This is a genomic window from Paenibacillus sp. FSL W8-0186 (assembly GCF_037969765.1).
In the GTDB taxonomy this organism is placed as follows: domain Bacteria; phylum Bacillota; class Bacilli; order Paenibacillales; family Paenibacillaceae; genus Fontibacillus; species Fontibacillus woosongensis.
Genome location: NZ_CP150207.1, coordinates 2,046,590 through 2,070,594, shown reverse-complemented (window position 1 = coordinate 2,070,594; position 24,005 = coordinate 2,046,590). Strand labels below are relative to the sequence as shown.

Sequence of the window (24,005 nt, the reverse complement as noted above, 5' to 3'; positions counted from 1 at the left end):
TCGTTAACCGTCAATTAAACTGTGTACGGCGCCGCTGGCGTCAATAGCGATATTTTTAGACAGGCTCTCCACCTTTCTGAGAACCTCCGCCCCTTCCTCGCCCTGCAGCGGAACCGGCTGGCCGACTTCCGTACGGAAAGGCAGCAGCTTCATCTGGCAATCGCCCTTCTTCGAACATTTGGCTTCAAATACGGCAGTATCCCAAGTATCGGGAGCCGATGATTTTTTGGTAAAAATAAAATTACCGGTGCTGTAAACAATCCATTTGCCTTTATAACGTTCCATGCCTTGAAGCACGTGAGGGTGGCCGCCGATAATCAGATCCGCCCCGGCATCGATAAATGCGTGAGCCAGCGAGGTCTGATGCTTCTCCAGTTTCGTCGTCCGTTCCTTACCCCAGTGGGCCACGACGATCACTAGGTCAGCATTTTGCCTGGCGCTCTGCACCGCTTTAACAGCCTCCGCCGAATCATAGGCAACGGCCAGGCCGGGCTTGTTCTTGCCTGCCGCCCAATCTGAATGGGGGATGACGCGGCTAAACCCGCAGAGCGCAATTGTAATTCCTTTTCGTTCCAGATACAAAGGGGCATAAGCTTCCTGTTTATTTTTCCCTGCTCCGAAGTAATGGATGTCATGGTCATGCAAATGCTTCGTCGTATCGAGCAATCCTTCGACGCCCTGGTCCAGCGTATGGTTATTGGCCAGGTTGACGGCGTCAACCCCCGCTTCACGCATCGGGGACAGCACTTTGGGCGGCGCCTTGAACACGAAGGATTTATCCTCCGCCGGCGTTCCGCGTTCTGTAACCGGAGTCTCCAGATTCAGCACGCTTAAATCGTCGCTTTCAAATAGTTCACGAATATATTCATAAGGATAATGATAGCCTTCCTTCTCCAGCTTCGATGCAATGCTTCCCGAGAAAATCGTGTCTCCGGCGAAATGTAAATGCAGCAGCTCCTCAGGATCCTGTTCGTTTGGCGCAGGTAACCCGCCGTCATCCTCATCGGAAGGCGGTGGAGACTGGCCTGAATCCATCCCCTCACCTGCCTTGGCGCCAGCCGGATCGACGCTTTGCGCCGGATCCGTATCCGTATCATAGCCAGAATTGGTTTCATCCGCCCTGGACTGGGCGTCGCTCTCGTTCGGCGGATCCGCTGGGTGATCGGCAGGATGCTGAACAGAAGCCGGATCCTGGCTGCCCTCCGTGTTCGGAGCAATGATCTCTCCGACGTAGTAATAGGCGCCCAAAGCAATGATCGCGATGATCAGCGATACATTGATCGTAAGCCAGAAGCGGCTGTACCTGCGCTGTTTCTCCTGTTTTCGCTTGCGGTATTTATCTGATCTTGGTGGGTACATCGCAAACTCCTTTATTTCTCGCTCAGAGCCCGGGTGGCCTGAATGCTCATTCTTATCTTGCCAAAAAAAATGAGGAGCAAATTCATTGCACCATTGATTTTATTATATCAGGTAACCTTAAATAAATAGAACCCCTCGCCTATTTTCAAGCGGAGGGGTTCTTGTTCCTTGTTCCAGCGGTTATTCCTGCTCAGACATCTCTAGCGGGCAAGCCGGTCGGCCATTTGTCCGGCCAATTCTTTAGCTTGGCGGATGCAATCCGGCAGGCCGACGCCTTCAAAGGCAGCGCCCGTAGCGTAAATGCCGGGCAGCATCCTGTCCAGCCGGGACCTGAACTCGGCAATATGCCGTAAATGATTCACGGGATACTGCGGCATGGACTTCGGCAGGCGGGTAATTTCCGCGAACAGCGGCTCCGCCGTAATATTCATCAGCTCCCGCAAGTCTTTCCTGACCAGCGCGATCAGCTCCTCGTCCGGATAAGACACTTTCTCCTCATCGCCGAAGCGTCCGACATAGCAGCGGAGGAGCATCTTGTCCTCGGGGCTGGTGTGCAGCCACTTCACGCCCGTCCACGTACAGGCCGTAATATTGCGTCCCTCCTTACGCGGAACCAGGAATCCGGAACCGTCAAACGATCCGCTGACATCCTCCCGCTCGAAAGCAAGCACTACGTTCGCTACGGAAACGTAGTTAATGGCGTCCAGCTCGGTGACGTCAACGAGCGGCCGCAGCAAATCGGCGGCGGCAAACGCCGGCGTCGTCACAACCACGTCGTCGGCAGCAACCCTTTCGCCGGAAGCGAGAACGACCTCATAGCCTGCCTGCTCGCCGCTGCGCGGCTCAACCGCGATAACCGCCGATTCCAGCCGCTGCTCCACATCGTCCAAGTCATGGACAAGAGCATGCACCAGGCTTTGCAGTCCTTGACGAAAGGTCAGAAATGCGCTTTTCTTCGTTCCGGTATGCGTCTCTACAGGCTTTTTGCCCGTCATCATGCCCTTGATCAGGCTGCCGTACTTACGCTCCATTTCACCGAACTGCGGGAACGTCGATTGCAGGCTAAGACGATATGTATCCCCCGCATAAATGCCCGCGAGCAGCGGCTCCGTCATATTGCTTAACACTTCCGCTCCCAGGCGGCGTTCGATGAAATTCCCTAGCGACTCGTCTTCCGTGCTCTTCCGTGGCGCTCGCACGAGATCCGTCAGCGCCCGAAGCTTGCCGCTCCAGCTGACGAGCCCGGATCTCAGAAAGGGGCCGATCTCTGTCGGAACTCCGAGCACTAGACCGGACGGCATCGGGTGCAGCCGTCCCTGATTGACGATATACGTTTTCTTCGCTTCGGGATTTGTCGTGACCAGCTCGTGATCGATTTCAAGCTCCTTGGCCAGGTCGACCATCGCCGTCTTGCGGGCCAGGAAGGAATCCGGCCCTTTCTCGATGACGAAGCCGTCGCGATGCAAAGTTTCGATCTTGCCGCCAAGGACTTTATCCTTTTCGATGATCGTTATTTCCGGTTTGCATCCCTTTTCCTTATAAAATTTGCGGATATAGAAAGCCGCGCTAAGTCCGGTCAAGCCCCCGCCGACAATGACTACCTTGCGGGACGCATCGCTCATATACTCCTCATTCCTTTGCCTGAGTGTTAAGGATGACCTCACTTAATGTCTCCATGTATAACGGATCGGTATTTAAAGAATCAATCCGTTCCAGCCGGATGTCGAGCTCCTTGGCGATAGCCTTCGCTTCGATATCCAGATCGTACAGTATCTCGAGGTGGTCGGATACGAAACCGACCGGCGCTACGAGCACATCCTCGACCTGCTCCTGGCTAAGGGTGCGGAGCGTATCGAGAATATCCGGCCCAAGCCAAGGCACAGCGGTACGACCCGCGCTTTGCCAAGTAAACTGCCAGGAGCCTGCCCCTGCCTTCTCCGCAACGGCGGCGGAGGTCGCCAGAAGCTGATCCTGGTAAGGATCGCCCATGGCCAGGATTTTCTCCGGCAGGCTGTGCGCGCTGAACAATACCTTGACCTTGCTCCGCTCGGCTCCCGCCTCCTCGAACAAATCCAGCTTGGCGGATACGCGTTCGGCAAAGGCCTGAATCAGCTTCGGATGAAGGTGATAGCTCTCGATAAACTTCATTTTCAGGCCGCATTCCTCGGCCTTGGCCTGAGCACGCTTGATATAGCCGCCAACGCTCATCACGGAATAATGGGGGGCCAGGACGATGCCGACCGCTTCCGTAATTCCGTCTTCAGCCATTTTGGCTACACCATCCTCGATAAATGGGCGCGCATGCTTCAAGCCTTGATAGCATACGAATTGTAGCCCTTTGTCCGGATTGAGCCGATCCAGCGTCTCCTGTAGGGCTGCGACCTGGCTGTCTGTGTTGGCCCGAAGAGGAAACACGCCTCCCACGATCGCTTCGTAGCGGTCTTTAAGCTCTTTTAGCTGTTCCTCCGTAGGCGGATTCCCCCGTCGGATATGCGTGTAATAGGCCTCTACCTGGTCCAGGCTCTCCGGCGTTCCGTATGACATTACCAATACACCAATTTTGTTCATGACTCTCTTCACCTCTGTCTTTGTCTTCTAAATTGGAATTATACCGTCTGTTGTTTCTGACGGGCGATCGCTTCGGCAGAGTATTCATGAACGTACTCTGTTAGCTCGCGGAGCTTGTCCAGTGATGCTTCGGGGAACAGCCCATGACCCAGATTGAAAATGAATCCTGGCGATTCGACGCCCTGATCGATGATTTCCCGGGCATATTCCTTAATAACTTCCATAGGCGCGGTTAATACTAAAGGATCTAAATTGCCTTGGATGGCATACTTCCCGCCCGTCCGAAGGCGGCCTTCGCGAATCGGAACGCGCCAGTCCACGCCAATGACATCAGCCTCAAGACCCGGCAATGTCGGCAGCAGTTCTCCCGAGCTTACGCCTGGAAAATAAATTTTCGGAACATCCAGATCCCGAAGCTCGGTAAAAATACGTTTAATCGTCGGCAGGACATAGATTTCAAAATCCTTGGCCGACAATGCGCCTACCCAGCTGTCGAACACCTGAAATGCCTTGCCTCCATTCTTGATATGGGCGCGCAAATAGGTGATCACCATATCGCCGAGCTTCTCCATCAGATTATGCCAAAGCTGCGGCTCGCCGTACATCAGGCTTTTTGTGCGGATGTAATTTTTGGATGGACGGCCTTCGATCAAGTAGCTGGCGAGCGTAAACGGCGCTCCGGCAAACGTAATCAGCGGAACGTCCAGCTCTTTGTCCAGGATCGAGATCGTCTTCAAAATGTGGGACAAATCGTTCTCGACATCAATCGGCTTCAGCCGGTCAATATCGGCTTTCGTCCGAATCGGATTATGGATAACCGGACCAACATCCTTGACGATATCAAAATCAATACCAATAGAAGCAACTGGATTCATAATATCTGAATATAAAATGGCAGCGTCCACGCCTAGCTTTTTGACAGGCATAAGCGTTACTTCAGCGGCCAGCTCGGGCTGAAGGCAAATTTCAAGCAAGCTGTACTTTTCCTTGATCTTGCGGTACTCCGGATCGTATCTTCCCGCCTGTCGCATGTACCAAACAGGAGCACGATCAACTTCCTGTCTGAGACAGGCACGAATAAACCGGTCATTGTAACTCATGTAAGCAAGCCCCCAATATTTAAAATTTCCCTAAATTACATTATGCCCCTTTTAAAAGTAAGTAACAACTGTCACACTTCAGCATCCGATGACAATACTATGACATCCTTAATCAGGCCGATGCCGTCATTATGATATAATTGGATAAGTTTGAACACAATAATGAGGTACAAATGAGGTGCAACTAGACCGTACGGAAAGAGAAAGGATGTGAGAACAAGTGAAGGACAATACTTGGAAAGTGAACGTCCTTGTGCTTTGGTTCGGTCAGTTCCTCGTCAACGCAGGCATGACCATGATCACTCCGTTTCTGTCTCTATACCTCGCAAGGGATTTGAATGTGCAGGGCGAGCAAGCCATCGGTTTCTGGGCAGGATCGATTTTTGCCGCGAACTTTGCCACGGCATTTATTTTTCAGCCGATTTGGGGCAAGCTCGCCGATCGCTACGGCCGCAAAATCATGCTGCTGCGCTCCGGCTTCGGGATGGCCATCGTCATCACATTGATGGGCTTCGCTACGCAGCCCTGGCATTTACTGGCTCTGCGCATGCTGAACGGAACGATATCGGGATTCAATCCCGCCGCGGTCGCACTCGTCTCGGGAACCGCGCCCAAGGAGCGGATGGGCTTTGCCATGGGCGTGGTGCAGTCGGGGATCGTTGCCGGGACGATACTCGGTCCGCTGATCGGCGGCCTGCTGGCCGAATGGGTCGGATTCCGGCCAATATTCTATATTACGGGCATCCTGCTGTTCATTGCCTCTGTCCTCGCCATGCTGTTTGTTCGTGAAAGCTTCGATCGCGAGGAAGCGGCTCATGTCCCGCAAATCTCCATTTTGCAGGGGTTCATGGAGCTGAACAAAACGCCTCAGCTCACAGCGCTGTTCGCAGTAACCTTCCTGCTGCAATTCGCCATGTTAAGCCCGATGTCGCTTCTGCCGATATATGTGGAGCATTTACACGGCATCGCCGCTAACGTGCCGTTCTGGGCAGGCATGGTCACCGCCGCTACCGGCATATCGAACATGATTACCTCGCCCGTCCTGGGCAGAGTCAGCGACAAAATCGGGGCGCACCGCATTTTGACGTACTGCCTGATCGGAGCCGCCGCAACGCTGATTCCTCAGGCCTTCGTGCAAAGCGTCTGGCAGCTGATCATCGTCCGCTTCCTGCTGGGGATATTCATGGGCGGCCTTCTGCCCAGCGTTAACGCACTCATCCGGCATTATACGCCCGACGGCATGGAGAGCCGGGCTTTCGGCTTCAACAGCAGCACGCTCGCGCTGGGGAACATGCTTGGCGCTTTGATCGGAGGCTTTTTGTCCGGCTATATTGGCATTGAGGGCATCTTCATCATTTCCGGCGTGCTTCTCTTATGCAACACCGTCTGGGTCCGCCTGAAACTGTACTCGAAGCCGAAGCTGGGCTCCTTGAAACAAGGCTGAAGGCGGTGTTTCACCTGTGTGGAAGCTCCGGAAGAAGGGCTTAAGCGGCCCGTCCGGCATTCTGGCTATTCGATTAGGAATAGAAATAACCTCGCCGCTTTGGCGAGGTTATTTCTTTTTACATTACAAATTCACCATGTATGCAAAATAAACACTTGCTATTTAACCAGCGCTAGAGCTAGACCGTCAAAGGCCGGTAAAAAGGTGCTTAGGAGACGTTCGTCCCGGGCAATCATTTCATTGAACTTGCGCATGGCAAGTACGGCAGGGCCGTTTTTGTCCGGGTTCAGGGTACGGCCGCGCAGCAGCGTGTTGTCCCCGGCGATGATCGCTCCGGGTAGAGCCAATTTGATTGCATATTCCAGATATACCGGGTAATTCTCTTTGTCTGCATCGATAAAAAAGAAGTCGAACCGCTGCCCCTGCCGCTCCAGCTCGATCAGGCTGTCCAGGGCCGGGCCGACCCGGTAGTCCACGATTTCTCCATAACCAGCTGCCGACATATTGCTGCGGGCCAAAGCCGCATTCTCTTCCTTCAGCTCTAAGGACACCAGCTTGCCTCCCTCGGAAAGTCCTCTCGCCAGGCAAATCCCGCTGTATCCGCCCAGCGCGCCGATTTCCAGAGCCGACTTGGCCCCGGAGGACTTAACCAGCAAGGTCAGCAGCCTGCCGTAGCCCGGGACGACCGATACGTCCCTGATCCCGCTGTCTTCAATCGATTGCTTCACTTTATTCAACTGCTCATCCTCAGCGTATAATTCCTCGCTGTATTGTTCAGGGGTTAACATAAATTCAGATTGCTCCTCTCAGCTGAATTCTTGCCGAATCTGTTTGTATCTTCATTGACATTGTCCTATACTGAATTGTATGGTTTTTAGACGATGACTACAACTGACAAAACGGAGTGATATATTCATATGCCAGGTCCACTGCAATTAATCGCGACCTCCCCCATGGGACTCGAAGCCGTCGTGGCTAGGGAGCTCAAAGAACTGGGGTACGAAGATACGAAGGTTGAGAACGGGCGAGTGAATTTTACCGGAGATTTCATCGACATTTGCCGCTGCAACTTATGGCTGCGCACGTCAGATCGCGTGCTGATCAAAATGGGTGAATTCTCTGCGGTCACATTCGATGAGCTGTTCGAAGGAACAAAGGCGCTCCCTTGGCAGGACTGGATTCCGGCCCACGGCGAGTTCCCCGTCGAAGGCCGTTCCCACAAATCCCAGTTAAGCAGCGTTCCCGCGTGCCAGGGAATTGTCAAAAAAGCGATTGTCGAGAAGCTCAAGGAATCCTACCGCACCGAATGGTTCGAGGAAACTGGACCGCGCTACGTCATTGAAATCAATCTGCTGAATGACATAGCGCTGCTGACGCTCGATACGACCGGACCGGCATTGCATAAACGCGGCTACCGCAAACTGGCGACCGAAGCTCCTCTGAAGGAGACCATGGCTGCCGCCATGATTTTGCTCAGCCGCTGGAATCAAAATCCGTCGCGCCCATTCTATGACCCTTGCTGCGGATCAGGGACGCTGCCGATTGAAGCCGCGATGATCGGCTGGAATATCGCCCCTGGGCTGCGCCGTTCCTTCAATGCCGAGGGGTGGCCAATCCTTCCCGAGGAACTGTGGCAGCAGGCGCGCGAAGAAGCGTTCGACGCGGTACAGGATGATATCCCGCTGAATATCGCCGGCAGCGACATTGATCCGAAAGCGATCGAGATAGCCACGGCTGCCGCCAAGAGCGCCGGGCTCGGCAAGGAGATCACTTTTGAGGTTCTGCCAGCAGCCAGAATACAGCCTCAGGGAGACTACGGCTGCCTGATCACGAACCCGCCGTACGGCGAGCGGATCGGTGAGGAGAAGGAAGTCCGCAAGCTGATTTCCCAGCTTGGCCGGGTGGCAGCCGGGCTTCCGACCTGGTCGTTCTTTGCGCTCACGCCTACCAAGCAATTCGAGCATGATTTTCAGCGCAAGGCAGACAAACGCCGCAAGCTGTTCAACGGCCGAATCGAGTGCCAATATCTGCAATTTCTGGGTCCCCTTCCTCCGCGGCATTAATGCCCGGGAAGGGGTTTCCCTTTGAAAGGAGTTGAAGATCTGTGCCGAAGCATCCAGGCCATTCATCGAAATTCGGCTGCAAGCGTCTATGGCGGCTGATTCCGGGCATTTTGCGCTATCGCCATCTCGAATATCCTTTATTCGTCTTCGCCTTGTTCTGGAAGCTCCGCTATCTGCATCACAACTTAAATGCGAACAATATTGATATGAACCGGCTGGATAACCTCATCGCGATCGGGTCGCTGATCCTTGCCTCCTTCTGGACGCTATGGCTGAGCACCCGTGCCCGTACGGCAGCCCTCGCGCTGCTGAATGTCCTGCTTACGGGCGTTATTTTCGCCGATCTTGTGTATTATCGGTACTTCCGTGACTTTATCACGGTCCCCGTCCTGCTTCAGGCGGGCCAGGTCGGTGAACTTGGCGAGAGCATCTCCTCTCTGCTCCTCCCAAGCGACCTGTGGCTTGCCGCCGACTGGCTCATTGCAGTCGTCATACTAGGTGCCTGGCTGCTTCTCCGGCGGCTCAAATCTGAGCGTCTACCGCAGGACGGTGAACGCGAAACCGGCGCTTCCGCTGCACAAGGCAAAGAGCGTCCAATGAGCCGTCTGCTTACGGGACTGTTGGCCTTTGTGCTTGGATATGTCCTGACGATCGGGCCGATCCAACATTACAAGAACACCTGGGCCGGCGAGTTGTTTACGGGCAACTGGTGGAATTTGTCGTTATATAATATCACCGGGCTGCTCGGGTTCCATTATTACGATGCGTACCGCTACGCCAAGGAGCATCTGAGCAGCAAGCCTGCGCTAACCGCAGAAGAACACAAGGAAATCCAGCGCTGGTTCCGCGAAGCCGCAGAGAAGCGCAAGGCACATAACGATACTTTTGCTGCTTATAAGAACAGCAATGTCATCGTCGTTCAGGTGGAAGCCCTGATGAATTTCGTGATTGGGAAACAGATCGGCGGAGAGGAAATCACGCCTCATCTCAACCAGCTCATAAAGGACAGCATGTACTTTGCTAGCTATTATCATCAGACAGGACAAGGGCGTACCTCGGATGCTGATTTTTCCTCGAACAGCTCCCTGCACCCGCTGCCTACGGGTTCAGTCTTCGTCCGCTTTCCGAATCACAATTACGATATGCTCCCGCAAATACTAGGCGAACACGGCTATGAGACAGGGGCTTACCATGCGTACGAAGGCAGCTTCTGGAACCGCAATGCCATGTACAAGGCGATGGGCTATGATCATTTCTATAACAAACAGCATTACATGATGGATGAACCGCTCGGCTGGTCGCTTGGCGACAAATCCTTCTTCCGCCAGTCGCTCGATTTCATGACGCGGGAGAGCCGGCAGCCATTCTATGCCTTTCTAGTAACTCTGACAAGCCATCACCCCTATCAGCTGCCGGCCTCAGAACGCAAGCTAGATGTCGGAGAATTCCAGGGAACCCTTTTCGGCAGCTATCTAGAATCCGTTCACTATGCCGATGAAGCCTTAGGACAGCTCATCGAAGGAATGAAGCAGAAAGGAATATGGGATCATACGATTCTGTATGTATACGGGGATCATGATAATTCGCTTAAGGATAAAGAGCCTTATGAGCAGTTCCTGGGCAGATCATTGTCAGAGTTCGACATGCATCAGATCATGAATCAGGTGCCCCTTGTTATTCATCTGCCGGACAACGGACAAGCCGGCGTCTACCAGGAGCCAGCAGGACAGCTGGATATGGCGCCCTCCCTTCTTCATCTGCTCGGAATTGAGACCGGTTCGTATTACATGATGGGCAACGATTTATTTGGAAGCGGAGAACGCTTCGTCGCGCTGCGCTCGGGGGCATTTACCGACGGGCGCGTGTACTACACTCCTTCCGCCGATGGCCTGTTCGAGCACGGGGAATGCTACAGCCTCGACACTAGAGAGCTGACGGATCTAGAGCAGTGCCGCCGGGGCTATGAAGAAGCGAAACTGCGCCTGTCCATATCAGACCGGGTCATCCAGTACAATCTGCTCCGGGAGTATCGCTAAGTTGATCCTCGTTGATCCTTGCATCCTGCTCCCTGCCGCAACGCAAAGAAGAGCTGCTTATCTCGCAAGAGAAATAAGCAGCTCTTCTTTGTTCGGTTTCAAACGCTTTATTTGGGCTTCTTCACGAAAGGAGCCGCCTTGGTCAATACCTCGTCTTCGGTCGGAGCGCTGATGTAGCGTCCGTTAATGTATACGAACGCCCGCTTCCCGCATGGGCCGCAATAAGATTTGCAGCCAACCTTAATCTCCGCGTCCGGAGCCAGCTTCTGCAGCTTGGGCACAAACGTCTTCATCCGTATATGATTGCATTTATCGCATATGCGAATGTCATTAGCCATGCTGAATCCCTTCTTCTTTCAAAGTGCTAGTGATCACCGTGATTTCCTTTGGATGGATTCGTAATCACGAAGCCTTCCTCCGGAAAATATAGATAGTCGATCTTCACGCCTTCAAGAAGCGGTTCGTTCAGATCAATAACGACGTCGATTTCTTTGTCCGTAGCCACGATTTGGTCCGTCTCGGCAGGCTTGACCAAATCGAGTCCGTAATGGGCGTGATCCCCATGAGCATGAGTGATGAACACTTTCAGCGCAAGACCCTTGTTCTCTTCTTTATCCAATTCCCTCTTTATCACCTTCGCCGCATTGCGGGTAATTTTTACGCTCATATGATCGCTCCTATCTTCTTATGACTATCTAACATTCCTATTGTAAAGAATGTCAACGGTTCACGCAAGCATGTATCCCCTCTGCCTGTTTAAGTCAGCGGATGCTTGCGTTCGGCTCTCCCGACGAACCAGTCCATCAGCAGCATCGTCACGGCCATATCGTCTATCGGAATAAACGGCAATACATCCGGCAGCACCCAATAGGCCAGGGCTGGAACGATCAGCAGCAGCTTGTCCAATACAGGAACCCGCGATGACGCAAGCAGCCTTGGAACACGGCGGAATATATGCGACCAATGCCGGAGCGACCACAATCTTCTCCATTTCACAGCTGCTTCCCCTCCTCTTTGCACTATCGCCTTATCATTCATTATGGCCGGTATGGCTTATTCATTACAATACCCTAATTTACGCCATTTAAAAAAGCAAATCCGGGGATTACCCCCGGATAAACTCGGTCAACAGCGGCTTGATTTCTCCATAAATCGCCTCAAATTGCCCTGCCGGCAGCGGGTTGACGCCAACCCCCGCTTCGATCGTAAATCCGGGACGGCGAAATTCGCTAATGAACCAGTCTTTATAACCTGCATCGCTGCCTGTAAGCTTCACCGCCCTATATCCGCTGGCTTCGGCTAACCTGCTGGCTAAAGCTTCGGAGCCATCCGGCTCCAGATCCCGGTAATTCCAATAGATTTCACGCCCCTGGGTATGCAGCGACGCTACTCTGCTGAACCGCAGCCTTCGCGTCAGGCTGGCGAGCGCGGCGGCTTCCGGCTCGCTTAGCGGCGCGCTTCCCCCGTAGTCCTGGGAGGCTGGGCCGCCTGTACTGCGCCGGGCTCGTTCCTCCTCCCAGCCCGCGGGAAATTGATCGTTAAGATCGACGCCGCGGATATTCGCCTTCCAGCGGCTGAAGTCTTCCACACCGCTGTTCCACGATAACAGGTGCTCCCTATAGGGACATTCCGGCCATAAACCATCCTGCGACAAATTTATGCCGTCTGGATTGACCATCGGCACCGCCCATAGCGTTATCCGGCCCAGCAGATCCTCGGTCAGGCTGCCGGCATCTCCCCTGCCGGATGAAGATTCCAGCTCAGCCGCCAGCTCTTCGATGAAGCGGAGCAGCAGCGGCGTCGTAATCCACTCATTGGCATGAACCGAGGCATTCACATGAACGCACTCCTCCCCGCTTCCTAGCACGAGTGCATCGATGGATTTGCCGAGCACGCTTTTGCCAACCTCCACGCGCCTCAGGCAGCCGTAACGTCCTTGCAGCTGTCTAATGTGGGCTATCCCGTCCTCATAGCGGTATCCTTTATGGATGCGCACGATAGGCTCCTGGCCATTGCTTACTGACGCCAACACCTCTATTCCTCCTTTATTGAGCGCTGAGTGGGCAACAGCTACTCGCCAATAAGATGAACGATCACGGCAAGCACGGCCAAGTGCGCCGGGTAGAACGTTCTCCAGAGCCAGCGAGGCATCCGCCACGACTCAAGCCTTCTCCATAAATTCGGCCCGTACGCAATGATCATCGTCGGAATGATGCTAAAGAGCTGGATGACCCAGCCGTAAGCAAACAGCGCAGCCAAGTTCAATAATAAATGCATTCCGACGAGCATCGGACCGGGCTTCATATAATTGAATATAAGCATGAGAAGCAGTCCATATGCCCCATATTCGAAAGGGAACACCTCGAACAGCGCGCAAACCAGGGCAATCAGCGCGTAGGATATCCAGCCTGGAGACAGCCCGTCGAGCACACGAAGCAGGATCGCCGCTGCGCAAAGCGAGAAAACGACATTCAATTCATTCGTTTCGAAAGCCAGTTGATACGGAATTTGCGACAACGCCGCGATACCGAGCAGCCGGAGCACGTATTTGCCGCGCGAGGATGTATGGCGATGCCCTAGCGCCAAAGCGTAAGCATATAGGGGAAATGCGATTCGGCCTATAATTCTCCAGAGGGGCTGATCGGGAAAAAAGAGCAGTCCTACATGATCGATCAGCATCGTCAACATGGCGAGCAGCTGCATCATAATCCTCCTTCATCCATTTTAGTGATGGTCTATTGTTTCAATATGGCTCACATTAGGCTTGGCTTATGAGCGGGCTACACAAAAACAACCTTTGCCGGATAACTCCTGCCGGCAAAGGTTGTTCGCATTTTCCAGCTTAGGAAGGCGTGGAAACCTGCCATACGATGGGGGTAAGCTCGATCTGCTCCCCCAGCCACTGGCGGGCGATTTTATTGAACATTTCAGAATCCCCGCTGCAAAAAAACTGATGAATCGGAATTTCATTGCCCCGGGCCAGCTGCCCTTTCTGATACAGCACGGTGCTGATCTCGCGCGCGGTTTCGTCTGCGGAACTGATCAGCTTCACCTTCGGCCCCATGACCGCCTGAATCGAACGCTTCAGGAACGGATAGTGCGTGCATCCAAGGATCAGGCAATCGATCGGATGCTGCTTCATTTCCTGCAGTGAATGCTCCACGACCAGCTGTGCCTCCGGCGTCTCGAACTGCCCCTTCTCCACAAGGGGAGCGAAATCCGGGCACGCTTCACTCTCCACGTCGATCACGGGATTGAGCTCCTTCAAAGCCGTGATATACGCCCCGCTATTAATCGTGCCGACCGTACCGATGACCCCGACCCGGCCCGTCTTCGTGGCGCTGATCGCAGCCCTTGCCCCAGGATGTATTACCCCGATGACCGGGATGCTCACCTTTTTCTTAATGTGCTCTAGTGCAGCTGCTGTTGCAGTGTTGCACGCGATGACAATCATTTTCGGATTGAATTGAATCAAATAGTCCACGATCTGCTCGGTAAACAAAGTGACCTCTTCCGGAGACCGGGGCCCGTATGGAGACCGGGCGGTATCCCCGAAATAGATGATTTTCTCTCTGGGGAGCTGTCTCATGACTTCTTTGGCCACGGTAAGACCGCCCACTCCCGAGTCTAATATTGCGATGGCTTGCTGCACGAACATACCGCTTCCTTTTATTATAGTTTAGATGCTTTACGTTACTTTATGACCGTTCATCCTAAAGTGTACTAATTAATATTACCTCATGCCACGAGAACGTGACAAGGAACGAACACGGGAGCCTGTCCTGCTAAATGCGAGAAAAAAGACCCTGCAGGGTCCTTTTCTTCATCATATTCGGCGATTCGATTATGCTTGGATTTTATCCTTATCCTCATTCTCAACCACGGCCGTCTGCTCGGTAGCTTCGATCATTTCAGCAGCTTCGCTTGCTTCGGCTTCGATGGCTGCAGCTGCGAACGCTTCCGCTTCTTCGGTTTCGTTCTCCCCAGGTAATGCGGAAATCTGCACTTCCTTGCCTTCGTCCGTGCTTTCTTCCTCGCCCTTGCTCTCACGCCAGGCCTGAATGTCATGAATGAGATTTCCGGCGGTTTCCTTTACAATCTCGGCCAAATGAACGCTCTGTTCAGTAACCTTGCCGGCAATCTCGCCTGTTTTCTCTCCGACCTGACGCGCCCCGTCGGCAATATCCTTGCGGAGCTCTTTCCCCGGCTTGGGAGCAAGCAGCAGCGCCGTAACCGAACCGACAATCGTACCGATGGCTGCGCCCCATATCCATCCTTTGTTTCCTTTGCTCACGATACATCTCTCCTTATGCGGCACGCCCGTACATCAGGGCTAATGCCTATATAGTTAATTCATTATAAGCAGCAGATGCTTGTTTCGACACAACGTGAAGAGGACATTTTGGATAATTTCCTGCAAGCCGATCAGCTCTCGATTCCTTCCTGATCCAAATATGCACGAACGCGTTCAGCAAAGACAGTAAGCGCTTCTGCTTCCTTCAATTGCTTCAAGAGCCCTGTAACTGCAACGCGGTCGACGGCAAAATACTCCTGCACCAGCGGCTTGCGCAGACGCACCAGCTCGATCAAAACAGCATGCAAGCCCGCGTCCACCACTTTCTCGTCCAGCATAATATCGATGATGTCCTCATAACTGCTTGCATCCCGCATAATAAAGCCATCGATTAAATAGCTCCCTACGTCCGTAACGATTTCCAGCGCCAGATGAAGCGCTCTCTCTATGGCGTAACGTTCCAAAAGCCCTGAATTCTGAGCCTCTAACATATCCGATGAATTCAGAACCTGTACAATTTCCGGCAGCATATGTAATCTGCGCTCGATTTGTTCCCGATTAACGTAATACACGAAAGTCTCCTCCTTCCACGTGCCGTTCTAGAATTCAAAATCAACAGCAACCTGGCTCTCTCTGGCTTCCGCCATATGCTCGATCACTTTCTTATGCACAGGGTGTACCTGATAGCCCTGCAGATCCTCAAGGGAATCAAATGTGGTAACCAGCGCTATATCGTAAGAACGCGGAGACTTGACGACGTCGATCCCTACCTCAATGCTGCGAAGCTGCTCGATCTTTCCTTCCATATCGCGAAGAACGCCAGCCGTTCTCTCAATGCTCTCCGGCGAAGAATCCTTTAGCTTGAACAATACAATATGTTTAATCATAGCCTGCTCTCTCCTTAAAAATTAATAACGATCAGTATATCTATCATACCGCATTTTTACACGTACTAATATCTTAAAATAACTTTACCCTGCTGGCAGCACACTTGTCCAAACTCTATGAATCTATCGAGCATACGATATATTGCGATTCACATCATATTCAGCAAGGAGGAATCCGTGATGGGCATCTTCGGCCGCTTGTTCAAACGGCGCAAGCTGGAGCTCCGCCTGCTGCATGCTGGGCTAGAGCTGTTGAAGCAGCGGGTTGAGCATTTGGAAAGCCTGCTCGCCGCAGCTACATTCCCCGATTCCGAGACGGTGGAACGGCTCAGCAAATTCGCCGGTGAGTCTCTTGCCATTCAGACTATGAGCTTAACCATTCCTGGAACGCTGGTTGCTGTTCATAGCGACAATTTTGAAATCCGCGATACAAACAGAAGGCTTGTCTTCATTCCCGCCGCAAAAATCATATCCGTTACGTTTGATAATAAATAGCTCCGACATTAAACTATAAATAGAAGTGTTTATTCCTGTGATTTCATCCTATATGTCCCTAATGAGGTGAGTTGAAGTGCCAAGCTTAATATTGGAAGGGGGAACTCTGCGCCCGATTTTCAGCGCGGGCGTCATGGATGCGCTGCTGGACGAGGAAATGATGTTCCCTTATTGCATTGGAGTATCCGCCGGAATCAGCAATGGATTTTCCTATATATCCAAGCAGAAACGAAGGAACCTGGAAATCGTGGAGCAGTACCGCAACGATCCCCGCTACATTGGATACCGTAATTTTCTGCGCCATCGCAGCTTATTCGGGCTGGATTTCATCTTTGGCGAAATTCCAGGCCAGCTGATCCCTTTCGATATGGAAACGTTCAACAGCTATGAGGGCAAGCTGCTTGTCGGAGTTACCAACGCGCTAACCGGCCGGCCGGAATATATGGATGGTCTGCAAATTGACGAAGCAATGACCATGCTCAGGGCTACCTGTGCCATTCCCATGTTTTTTCCGGCAATTGAAATGAACGGCGCCAAATACTATGACGGCGGGTTAACCGACCCGATTCCGATCCGCAAGGCCGTCGAGGACGGAAATGAGAAGCATTTAATCATTCTGACTCAGCCGAAGGGATATGTTAAAACATTCAGCAAGCAAAATGCAGCGGTCGCCAGATTATTAAGACGGAAATACCCGCTGCTGGAGGAAATATTGCTGACGAGGCATGAACGTTATAATGAGACGGTCGCCTATTGCGAGCGATTGGAGCAAGAGGGCCAAGCGATCATTATCCGTCCGAAGGTGCCGCTGGACAGCTTCGAGAAGAACGTCGGCAAGCTGCGCGATACATGCCAGCATGGCTATGACCTGGCGATGGAGCATATGAAAGACATCCGCAAGCTGTTCCATTAAGCAAGCGGGAATAGGTTCCGAAGCATAATTTGGAAGAAGGCTTGATCTAGTGATCAAGCCTTCTCTAATGGCCTTTTGTTCATGCTGAGCTCTACAATTTGGCTCGCCAACTGATCCGCTTGCTGGGACTGAGCCTTCGGGACAGCATTCGCACGTGCATATACGTACTGTAATCCTTTTTTTGAGATTTATCGTTGCCGCTAAGATAATGCATACCGGCGATGCAGGCCAGATGATATTCGTCCCAGCTCTCATACTGGCTCTGAGCCAGCTTGGCAATTTCTCGGGAAAAGATCCGCGCTTCATTGAAAGCCAAATAACCCAATCTGACGCCGGATTGAGCGACGGCCAGATATAATGCATAATCATAAGCCGCAATCCCCGGCCGGACCAGATAAGGCATGAGCTGGCTAACCCGCCTCAATTTGCTCTTCCACTCATCGGAGTCTGGAAGACTGGCAATGTACAGGTCGCGCTCCGTCATTGGCAGGACAGCCAGACTATCCCTCAACTGCCTGAACTCTGATCTGTATCCCTCGTACAGCAGCCATTTCAGTTTTCTGTCGCAAGTTATTGAACTCTTTATTCCATAGTGATGATACATCCAATTGTCTAGCAATTGGCTGGACAGCACGCTGAGCCGATTCAACCCCCCGACGCTGTGATCGTTCAGCGGGTCATTCAAAAACAGTGCTTCAGTCATCGCACAATAAAAAATCCGACTTCTCAATGCTCTAATCATAGGCTTGTCCTTTCCGAATAAGCAGCTTTCGACGCTTTTTTCTTTTTCATATGTAAACGAAGACCCCAAGTTACAAAACATAGGAATAAATAAAAAGCCAACGAATTGCCCCGGCCAACCATAGACTTGTTCTGAAGCTGCGGACCTTCTTCGATATATTTCGGATAAAGCTTTAAAGGCTTCTCGGTTTCGGCGGGCAGACTAAGAAGTGAAAAAGAGACGGCAGACTCAACATCCGTGGACTTCAGCATACGGGCATATCCGGTGATGGTCACGGGGCGCATCAGCAGCGATGCGCTGTCCCCAAGCCATTTTTCCGATAGAAATACGATGTGCTGCCCTTCAAAGCTTCCAATGTAAATATAGCGCTTGGCAAAGCCGTAATACTGCAAATTCTTCTCAGATGCGGATCTCCCCTGAATCATTGTAGTTCCCTTCATTTCGCCCATTTGCAGTTCATACAGGCCTAAACCAACGTCCAATACGTCCGTAAGAGTTATGGCTACATGGCTGTTTTTTGGTGTATTCTCCAGTTGATCAAGGCTGGTAACCGAAGCGGTCTTCATAACGTTTGCCTCCATCATCAGGGATTGCACATACCAGCCTAAGCTGAGCAGCGTCAATACAAACACACAGATCTGCAGCCAGGAAAATTTCTGTTTGAACTTCTCCCGCCGGGCTGCTTTCCGTTCATTGTACAGCTTTCTTACATGTTCAGGGTGAGCATGAGCCAATCCTTGCAGCGCCTGTACCGCCTCCAGAGAAGCGGGATCTGCCTGCTCTGCCACCTCCAGATAATATGTTCTGGCCCTGTCTTCTTGGCCTAGCTTCAACCAGCAATGGCCCAGCGACAGCTTGGCTTCCATCAGGTGGGGTACACGAGACAGCACCCATTGATAGTCCTCTACAGCTTGGGCATACTGTCCTTGCCGGAAGAGGATGCGAGCCCGGGCAAGGTAACCCTCCATCTCATCCGGCACGACTCTGATCTGCCTCCCGTAAGCCTGCAGCGCTTGTTCCTCGTTCCCCTTTCGCAAATAATATTCGCCCAGCAGACGGAGCAGATCGGGATCATCGGCAAAGAGACCGTAGGCTTCTTCAAGAAATCTACCTGCTTCCTTCAAATCATTGACGAATAGTGCTTGAAAGCCCTTATACCGGCAGCTTAAAAATCGGTCATAATCGATATTGCCCGCACCTAACAAAAACTCATAACTTAGCCCAGGTTCGGCCAGCTGCTTGTCATAGTACTCCAGGAAGGGATCGGCTCCAGCGTATTCTTGCTCTTTCCAATGTGCCGTAAACTCGTGTCTCCATCCAAAGAAGCCCTCCAGCAGCTGCCACACTTCTTGAGGCAAATAGCAGCGGTCTTTTAGTACCTCGAACATTCGCCTGTTAATTTCATCTTTACTAAAGATGTCCCAAGCTATCTTGGAATTGAGCAGCTCAATCCATGCGTCTCTTGAAATCCGGGTTGGAAAATGGTCATATATGGCGATTGCTTGTGCTATGAACTCATCGACACTTTCAGAGGAATCCCCAAATTCATAAAGCTCCGGTTCCGAAAAAACAAACCCAGCATCACGCGAGAGCCTAGAAATGAAAACGGCCGCGTTCTCATCGCCTTCCTGTTCTTCTTGATCTTCTTGATCTTCTGGCTCGTCTCGCTCTATGGTTTGAACAGGCATGTGATCATCTGAACGATCCATCCGTTGATTAACTAGCTTTATTGCCCGGTCATATGCCTCACGGAGCGCCTGATACCCCTCGGCGTCTTCCTCTGGATGATAAATCTGAAGCTGCTTGCCATACGCCCGCTTAATTTCCTTGATATCATTTGTAGGCTCAATGCCAAGCCGCTGCCAAATCGTCATAAAAAATCCCGTCATAAACGCTCTCCCTAAGAAAATGTAAATTTTTCGGACATCCCCCTTATTTTATCGGAGCGAGCACAAGTCTCGATTAATTTATGTATATTTTTTATACTTGCTTTATTTTTTACAGTAGATATAATTAATATATCTCACATCACATAGGGAGGCGATAATTATTCAAGTTTGCCCGTACCTAGAGTATTCCTTCCGCATCCTTGGGAAGAAGTGGAATGGATTGATCCTTCATTATCTGTCGCTATGCGCAAACGGTTCCGCTCATTTCTCGGATATCAAGCGGGATTTAGCGGACATCACGTCAAGGGCTTTGTCCTTGAAGCTGGCCGAGCTGATCGAATACGGTTTAATCGAGAAAAAGATTACGGCAAACCCCGCGGTTACCATTTCATATGATTTGACGGAGAAGGGCCGGGCTTTAACGGCAGCGTTAACGCCTATCCAGAAATGGGCTCAGCAATATGAGAATCTACACGGAAAAGAGGAAGAAAACAAATGACAAACCAGAATATGATGTGTGATTTACAGACAGGAGTATGCGGTGAAGCCGGCGACGATACGGTGGAGCTTATCGATCTGAATGAGCCTGAGAAGAAAGTGAAGCTGTATTATGTCACCGATCCCATCTGCTCCCACTGCTGGGCGCTTGAGCCCGTACTAAGACGCTTTCAGGAGCAATACGGACATTATTTCCTGTTTCACACGGTAATGGGCGGATTGCTGGAGAGCTGGAACGGCTTTGCCGATGTCAGCAACGGCATTCAAAGTCCGGCGGATGTAGCCGGCCACTGGCGCGAAGTGGGCGAGCATTCCCGCATGCCGATCGACGGCTCGCTGTGGCTGGACAATCCTGTACAATCCTCTTACATTCCCTCTCGCATATACAAAATCATTCAGCAGCAGAATGTGCAGCTGGCGGATACGTTTTTGCGGCGGGCGAGGGAAGCGGTATTTGCCTTCAATCGAAACATCGGAACCGACGAAGTGCTTGCCGATATCGTCAGCCAAATGGGCTTGAATGGAGCCGATATTGTAGACCAAGCCGCCGTGCCGGCTGCACAGAGTTTGCTGGAGGAGGATTTCGAGCTGTCCAGGTCGCTTGGAGTACGAGGCTTCCCGACGATCATTATGGTCAATAGTGACAATAAGGGCGTGAAAATCGTCGGGGCCAGATCATTAGCAGACTATGTGAAGGCCCTGTCCCAAGTACTGGAAGCAGAATCCCTGCAAGTACGCGCCGTTCCGGAAGTAGCAGCCCTTCTAATGAGAGAGCTGCGCTTATTCTCCAAAGAAATTGAAATCATGTACGATCTTGAGCAGCATGAAGTGGCAACGTTTCTAGAAAAGTCCCTCCCTGCGGACAAGTATTCACTTTCGCAAATCGTCGGAGAAACTTACGTAGAATCCAAATAATTCAACTCATGCGGATTCATTTTTGCGCAAACAAAAACAAAGACGGCTGCCGTGAGGAAACCTCGGGCGCCGTCTTTGCTATTAAGGCGTATGGATGATCACACAATTTGATATAGCGGCTGTTCCGCCAGGAAATGAACCGGAACTGCTGGAAACCACGTTTCCAGCCGCTTCGCTAAAGCTTTCATGCCAGGCGCCTCGCTCTCGGCATGGCCGAGCATAATTAAGGCACGAGACCGTCCCTGCTGCCAGCTGTCTCGCACGTATTCGGGGGTCTCCCACTCCGGCCCCTCCCCGGCAATAATCAAATCCAGATTCTCTTGGACAAATAAAGGAATCGCATTGGCGCCGCCGCCGCGATACCCGACCAGCAACCCTGTCCGTCTGCAGCGCATCGTCATATCCCCGACAACACGGACATATGGGACATTCAGCTTCAGCTTCAAATGATCCGCAATCTCGGCTACAGTCATATCCGGCAGATCAAGGATCGTTGAGGCCGGGTGAATGCGATCAATACAATCCTCCCAGTCCAATGCCTGCACTAAGCCAGCCGTAATTCCGTCCGGCTCATATTTGTGAATATAGTCATGGAGCCTGAACATCGCGAGCCCCGAAGCTTCGATCAATCCCTGCTTCTCTGCGTAGACCGAATCCCCCTGCAGCCAATCCGTCTGGCTATGATGGCTGTAATAAGGGCCTTCATGAGTAATCAATAAATTGATGCCCAAATCGGCGGCTTGCTGAATCACCTGCTGCGTTGGAATAAATGTAATGCCAATTCCAGTTACGGAGGTGCCCGGATCTCCCGTTAGCAGCCTGTCCACCGTATTCTCCAGAGCGGGCGCAGGCGCCGTCAATTGATCCAAAACCTGCTGTATCGTAATCGCCAAGTGGATGCCTCCTTCCATACATTGCTCGATCCTTCATTCCAACCGATTATAGCATGGCGTTGATCAGGCGGGGAATGTTCTGCAGCGCAGCCTGCTTCTCCACGGCGCCCAGTTCATAGGCAGCCCTGGGCATTCCGTACACAACTGACGATTCCTCATTCTGCCCGATCGTCCTCGCTCCTTTTCTGCGCATGGCGAGCATGCCTCTTGCTCCGTCATAACCCATACCAGTCAGAATCACACCAAGCGCCTCTTTGCCGGCTTCCTTGGCGACGGATTCGAACAATACGTCAACTGAGGGACAATGCCCGCTTACCTTTTCCCCTTGAGAACAAACGACTTTATAACCGCTGCCAAATTTCCTGATCCTGATATGGCGGTCGCCAGGCGCCATCAATACCTTGCCAGGCTCGATGATATCGCCCGTTTCCGCCTCCTTGACCATCCATGCAGTGAACCGGTTCAACCGCTCCGCAAACATCGTGGAGAACACCGGCGGAATATGCTGGACAATGACAAGCCCGGGGTACCGCTGCGGGTCCATCAGCTTCAACAGATTATAGATGGCCTCCGTGCCTCCTGTAGAGGCGCCTATGGCAATCAGCTTCTTGTCCGTGCTCATTCTCTCTGAATGAGGAACAGGTTCGATGACCGTTATGGCAGAACTGACAACCGTGGCCTTGGCAGCGATATGTATTTTCTGAATCAATTCCTCCACGAACGGCTCAATCCTGCCGAGGGCGCTCATGTCGGGCTTGGTCATGAAATCCACCGCCCCCACGCTCATCGCCTCAAACACCGCTTGGCTCACCGCGCTGACAATAACGACCGGCAGCGGATGCTGAGGCAGGAGGCGGCGCAGAAATTCAATGCCGTTCATCCTCGGCATTTCCACATCGCAGACCATCACATCCGGATTATACCTGATGATTTTATCCCTAGCGTCAAAGGGATCGTTTGCGGTCGCCACCACTTCCAGCGCGGGGTCAGTGGATATTCCTTTGCTTATAAAAGTCCGAAACAACAAAGAATCATCGACGACCAGTACTTTTATCCTGCTTTTCATACGCCTCCTACTGCCTTCCCTCAATTCTTGCGGAACACCGCAGGCATAACATAATGGAATCGGCTCTGCGACTTGTCAATCGTCTCCGAATGCCCGATAAACAGGTACCCGCCCGGCTCGAGCCAATCATAGAAACGCTGAATAAGCTCCGCTTTTGTGCGGTTATCGAAATAGATCATAACATTTCTACAAAATATAACGTGAAACTTCCTGCGGAATGGAAATCTCAGCGACATCAGATTAAACCGCCTGAAAATAATCTCTCTGCGGATGCCCTCGGCAATTTGAACCCGGTCCTCGTCCAGCTTTGTAAAATATGTGCTCCTCCAATGCTTAGGGAGATTCCCGATCGTTCCCTTCTCGTAAATTCCCTGACTCGCCAGACTAAGCACCTTGTCCGATATATCTGTGGCCAGCAGCTTTGTATCCCACTCCTTCTTGCTTATGCCGAAGTATTCGTCCATCAGCATAGCGAGGCAGTAAGGCTCCTCCCCCGTTGAGCATCCGGCGCTCCATATGCGTAAATCCCTGCTTGCCACAGTCTGCTTTAAATACGGAAGTACATGGTTTTTAAAATAGTGGAAATGATTCGCTTCCCGCATGAAAAACGTGTGGTTGGTCGTGATTTTATTGATCAGTGTACCCATCGCGGCTCCGCTCTGATCCGAGACCAGATACTCGTAATAATCGGTAAAATTATCAAGGCCGAGCTGCAGGAGAACCTGATGCAGCCTGCCGAGCACCAGCATTTTTTTCTCCGGCTTCAGATAAATGCCGCTGTTCGAATGAATATAGGAGGCGAGCTGCGCAAATTCTCTATCCGTTATAGTAAACATCGGTTGT

The 24,005-nt window shown here is 52.0% G+C and carries 26 protein-coding genes; 7 read left to right on the top strand and 19 right to left on the bottom strand.

Annotated features, from left to right (window positions below; translation table 11 throughout):
* Nucleotides 1-3: 3 nt before the first annotated feature.
* The 4 genes from MKX50_RS09140 to hemE form a co-directional block, all read right to left on the bottom strand.
* Complete coding sequence (locus tag MKX50_RS09140) at nt 4-1,359, bottom strand: CapA family protein (RefSeq protein WP_213588875.1); 1,356 nt, start codon at nt 1,357-1,359, stop codon at nt 4-6.
* A 200-nt stretch (nt 1,360-1,559) separates the two neighbouring features.
* Nucleotides 1,560-2,981 (bottom strand): protoporphyrinogen oxidase, encoded by a 1,422-nt coding sequence (gene hemG, locus MKX50_RS09135; RefSeq protein WP_339159250.1) that lies wholly within the window; start codon nt 2,979-2,981, stop codon nt 1,560-1,562.
* Nucleotides 2,982-2,988: 7 nt separating this feature from the next.
* The gene (gene hemH / locus MKX50_RS09130; protein WP_213588877.1) at nt 2,989-3,927 is read right to left on the bottom strand and encodes a ferrochelatase; all 939 of its coding nucleotides are present in this window, start codon (nt 3,925-3,927) and stop codon (nt 2,989-2,991) included.
* Nucleotides 3,928-3,965: 38 nt separating this feature from the next.
* The gene (gene hemE, locus MKX50_RS09125) at nt 3,966-5,027 is read right to left on the bottom strand and encodes a uroporphyrinogen decarboxylase (protein ID WP_213588878.1); all 1,062 of its coding nucleotides are present in this window, start codon (nt 5,025-5,027) and stop codon (nt 3,966-3,968) included.
* Between the two features lie 289 nt (nt 5,028-5,316).
* On the opposite strand from hemE, the gene MKX50_RS09120 reads away from it, so the two are divergent.
* Nucleotides 5,317-6,471: an MFS transporter gene (locus MKX50_RS09120; protein ID WP_244996344.1), complete on the top strand. Its 1,155-nt coding sequence runs from the start codon at nt 5,317-5,319 to the stop codon at nt 6,469-6,471.
* A 158-nt stretch (nt 6,472-6,629) separates the two neighbouring features.
* Here MKX50_RS09120 and MKX50_RS09115 read toward each other — a convergent pair whose 3' ends face one another.
* Entirely contained in the window at nt 6,630-7,259 is a 630-nt protein-coding gene (locus MKX50_RS09115) for a class I SAM-dependent methyltransferase (RefSeq protein WP_213588880.1), read from the bottom strand.
* A 129-nt stretch (nt 7,260-7,388) separates the two neighbouring features.
* On the opposite strand from MKX50_RS09115, the gene MKX50_RS09110 reads away from it, so the two are divergent.
* Nucleotides 7,389-8,534 carry a class I SAM-dependent RNA methyltransferase gene (locus tag MKX50_RS09110; RefSeq protein ID WP_339159246.1) on the top strand — a complete coding sequence of 382 codons (1,146 nt, stop codon included), beginning with the start codon at nt 7,389-7,391 and terminating at the stop codon, nt 8,532-8,534.
* Between the two features lie 41 nt (nt 8,535-8,575).
* Entirely contained in the window at nt 8,576-10,570 is a 1,995-nt protein-coding gene (locus MKX50_RS09105; protein WP_339159245.1) for an LTA synthase family protein, read from the top strand.
* Between the two features lie 107 nt (nt 10,571-10,677).
* Here MKX50_RS09105 and MKX50_RS09100 read toward each other — a convergent pair whose 3' ends face one another.
* The 9 genes from MKX50_RS09100 to MKX50_RS09060 all read right to left on the bottom strand — a co-directional run bounded on the left by MKX50_RS09100 (nt 10,678) and on the right by MKX50_RS09060 (nt 15,751).
* Nucleotides 10,678-10,908, bottom strand: a complete 231-nt coding sequence (locus MKX50_RS09100; RefSeq protein ID WP_155609139.1) for a DUF1450 domain-containing protein — start codon at nt 10,906-10,908, stop codon at nt 10,678-10,680.
* A 26-nt stretch (nt 10,909-10,934) separates the two neighbouring features.
* Nucleotides 10,935-11,237 carry an iron-sulfur cluster assembly accessory protein gene (locus tag MKX50_RS09095; protein ID WP_213588883.1) on the bottom strand — a complete coding sequence of 101 codons (303 nt, stop codon included), beginning with the start codon at nt 11,235-11,237 and terminating at the stop codon, nt 10,935-10,937.
* An 89-nt stretch (nt 11,238-11,326) separates the two neighbouring features.
* Nucleotides 11,327-11,566, bottom strand: coding sequence for a hypothetical protein (locus tag MKX50_RS09090; protein ID WP_213588884.1), 240 nt, complete (start codon nt 11,564-11,566; stop codon nt 11,327-11,329).
* Between the two features lie 109 nt (nt 11,567-11,675).
* Nucleotides 11,676-12,599, bottom strand: coding sequence for a M14 family metallocarboxypeptidase (locus MKX50_RS09085; protein ID WP_339159242.1), 924 nt, complete (start codon nt 12,597-12,599; stop codon nt 11,676-11,678).
* 41 nt (nt 12,600-12,640) lie between these two features.
* Complete coding sequence (locus MKX50_RS09080) at nt 12,641-13,276, bottom strand: TraX family protein (RefSeq protein WP_306422039.1); 636 nt, start codon at nt 13,274-13,276, stop codon at nt 12,641-12,643.
* Nucleotides 13,277-13,412: 136 nt separating this feature from the next.
* Nucleotides 13,413-14,228 (bottom strand): glutamate racemase, encoded by an 816-nt coding sequence (gene racE, locus MKX50_RS09075; RefSeq protein WP_213588886.1) that lies wholly within the window; start codon nt 14,226-14,228, stop codon nt 13,413-13,415.
* 186 nt (nt 14,229-14,414) lie between these two features.
* The gene (locus tag MKX50_RS09070) at nt 14,415-14,864 is read right to left on the bottom strand and encodes a YtxH domain-containing protein (protein WP_213588887.1); all 450 of its coding nucleotides are present in this window, start codon (nt 14,862-14,864) and stop codon (nt 14,415-14,417) included.
* 131 nt (nt 14,865-14,995) lie between these two features.
* Complete coding sequence (locus MKX50_RS09065; RefSeq protein WP_213588888.1) at nt 14,996-15,436, bottom strand: HepT-like ribonuclease domain-containing protein; 441 nt, start codon at nt 15,434-15,436, stop codon at nt 14,996-14,998.
* Between the two features lie 27 nt (nt 15,437-15,463).
* Entirely contained in the window at nt 15,464-15,751 is a 288-nt protein-coding gene (locus MKX50_RS09060) for a Dabb family protein (RefSeq protein WP_213588889.1), read from the bottom strand.
* 180 nt (nt 15,752-15,931) lie between these two features.
* On the opposite strand from MKX50_RS09060, the gene MKX50_RS09055 reads away from it, so the two are divergent.
* Nucleotides 15,932-16,246, top strand: a complete 315-nt coding sequence (locus tag MKX50_RS09055) for a DUF2642 domain-containing protein (RefSeq protein WP_213588890.1) — start codon at nt 15,932-15,934, stop codon at nt 16,244-16,246.
* 76 nt (nt 16,247-16,322) lie between these two features.
* Complete coding sequence (locus MKX50_RS09050; protein ID WP_213588891.1) at nt 16,323-17,159, top strand: patatin family protein; 837 nt, start codon at nt 16,323-16,325, stop codon at nt 17,157-17,159.
* Between the two features lie 91 nt (nt 17,160-17,250).
* Here the strand turns inward: MKX50_RS09050 and MKX50_RS09045 are convergent, their stop codons facing one another.
* Nucleotides 17,251-17,862, bottom strand: a complete 612-nt coding sequence (locus MKX50_RS09045) for a DUF1266 domain-containing protein (protein WP_339159237.1) — start codon at nt 17,860-17,862, stop codon at nt 17,251-17,253.
* 35 nt (nt 17,863-17,897) lie between these two features.
* Nucleotides 17,898-19,790, bottom strand: coding sequence for a tetratricopeptide repeat protein (locus tag MKX50_RS09040; protein WP_339159235.1), 1,893 nt, complete (start codon nt 19,788-19,790; stop codon nt 17,898-17,900).
* Nucleotides 19,791-19,950: 160 nt separating this feature from the next.
* Here MKX50_RS09040 and MKX50_RS09035 point away from each other — a divergent pair, with 160 nt between their 5' ends.
* Nucleotides 19,951-20,289, top strand: a complete 339-nt coding sequence (locus MKX50_RS09035) for a helix-turn-helix domain-containing protein (RefSeq protein ID WP_213589462.1) — start codon at nt 19,951-19,953, stop codon at nt 20,287-20,289.
* On the top strand, nt 20,286-21,203 hold the full coding sequence (locus MKX50_RS09030) for a DsbA family protein (protein WP_339159233.1): 918 nt from the start codon (nt 20,286-20,288) through the stop codon (nt 21,201-21,203). Before MKX50_RS09035 ends, MKX50_RS09030 begins: the two co-directional genes overlap by 4 nt.
* Before the next feature lie 98 nt (nt 21,204-21,301).
* Here the strand turns inward: MKX50_RS09030 and MKX50_RS09025 are convergent, their stop codons facing one another.
* Genes MKX50_RS09025 through MKX50_RS09015 form a run of 3 tightly spaced genes read right to left on the bottom strand, consistent with a single transcriptional unit; the run spans nt 21,302 to nt 23,998 of the window.
* Nucleotides 21,302-22,096 carry a Nif3-like dinuclear metal center hexameric protein gene (locus MKX50_RS09025; RefSeq protein ID WP_339159231.1) on the bottom strand — a complete coding sequence of 265 codons (795 nt, stop codon included), beginning with the start codon at nt 22,094-22,096 and terminating at the stop codon, nt 21,302-21,304.
* 46 nt (nt 22,097-22,142) lie between these two features.
* Nucleotides 22,143-23,162, bottom strand: a complete 1,020-nt coding sequence (locus MKX50_RS09020; protein ID WP_213588896.1) for a chemotaxis response regulator protein-glutamate methylesterase — start codon at nt 23,160-23,162, stop codon at nt 22,143-22,145.
* A gap of 20 nt (nt 23,163-23,182) precedes the next feature.
* The gene (locus MKX50_RS09015; protein WP_213588897.1) at nt 23,183-23,998 is read right to left on the bottom strand and encodes a protein-glutamate O-methyltransferase CheR; all 816 of its coding nucleotides are present in this window, start codon (nt 23,996-23,998) and stop codon (nt 23,183-23,185) included.
* Nucleotides 23,999-24,005 lie beyond the last annotated feature (7 nt).

Coding starts and splice junctions, on each gene's coding strand:
- MKX50_RS09140 (WP_213588875.1), bottom strand. CDS start 1,359: ATGTACCCACCAAGATCAGATAAATACCGCAAGCGAAAACAGGAGAAA.
- hemG (WP_339159250.1), bottom strand. CDS start 2,981: ATGAGCGATGCGTCCCGCAAGGTAGTCATTGTCGGCGGGGGCTTGACC.
- hemH (WP_213588877.1), bottom strand. CDS start 3,927: ATGAACAAAATTGGTGTATTGGTAATGTCATACGGAACGCCGGAGAGC.
- hemE (WP_213588878.1), bottom strand. CDS start 5,027: ATGAGTTACAATGACCGGTTTATTCGTGCCTGTCTCAGACAGGAAGTT.
- MKX50_RS09120 (WP_244996344.1), top strand. CDS start 5,317: ATGACCATGATCACTCCGTTTCTGTCTCTATACCTCGCAAGGGATTTG.
- MKX50_RS09115 (WP_213588880.1), bottom strand. CDS start 7,259: ATGTTAACCCCTGAACAATACAGCGAGGAATTATACGCTGAGGATGAG.
- MKX50_RS09110 (WP_339159246.1), top strand. CDS start 7,389: ATGCCAGGTCCACTGCAATTAATCGCGACCTCCCCCATGGGACTCGAA.
- MKX50_RS09100 (WP_155609139.1), bottom strand. CDS start 10,908: ATGGCTAATGACATTCGCATATGCGATAAATGCAATCATATACGGATG.
- MKX50_RS09095 (WP_213588883.1), bottom strand. CDS start 11,237: ATGAGCGTAAAAATTACCCGCAATGCGGCGAAGGTGATAAAGAGGGAA.
- MKX50_RS09080 (WP_306422039.1), bottom strand. CDS start 13,276: ATGATGCAGCTGCTCGCCATGTTGACGATGCTGATCGATCATGTAGGA.
- racE (WP_213588886.1), bottom strand. CDS start 14,228: ATGTTCGTGCAGCAAGCCATCGCAATATTAGACTCGGGAGTGGGCGGT.
- MKX50_RS09060 (WP_213588889.1), bottom strand. CDS start 15,751: ATGATTAAACATATTGTATTGTTCAAGCTAAAGGATTCTTCGCCGGAG.
- MKX50_RS09055 (WP_213588890.1), top strand. CDS start 15,932: ATGGGCATCTTCGGCCGCTTGTTCAAACGGCGCAAGCTGGAGCTCCGC.
- MKX50_RS09045 (WP_339159237.1), bottom strand. CDS start 17,862: ATGACTGAAGCACTGTTTTTGAATGACCCGCTGAACGATCACAGCGTC.
- MKX50_RS09040 (WP_339159235.1), bottom strand. CDS start 19,790: ATGACGGGATTTTTTATGACGATTTGGCAGCGGCTTGGCATTGAGCCT.
- MKX50_RS09030 (WP_339159233.1), top strand. CDS start 20,286: ATGACAAACCAGAATATGATGTGTGATTTACAGACAGGAGTATGCGGT.
- MKX50_RS09020 (WP_213588896.1), bottom strand. CDS start 23,162: ATGAAAAGCAGGATAAAAGTACTGGTCGTCGATGATTCTTTGTTGTTT.
- MKX50_RS09015 (WP_213588897.1), bottom strand. CDS start 23,998: ATGTTTACTATAACGGATAGAGAATTTGCGCAGCTCGCCTCCTATATT.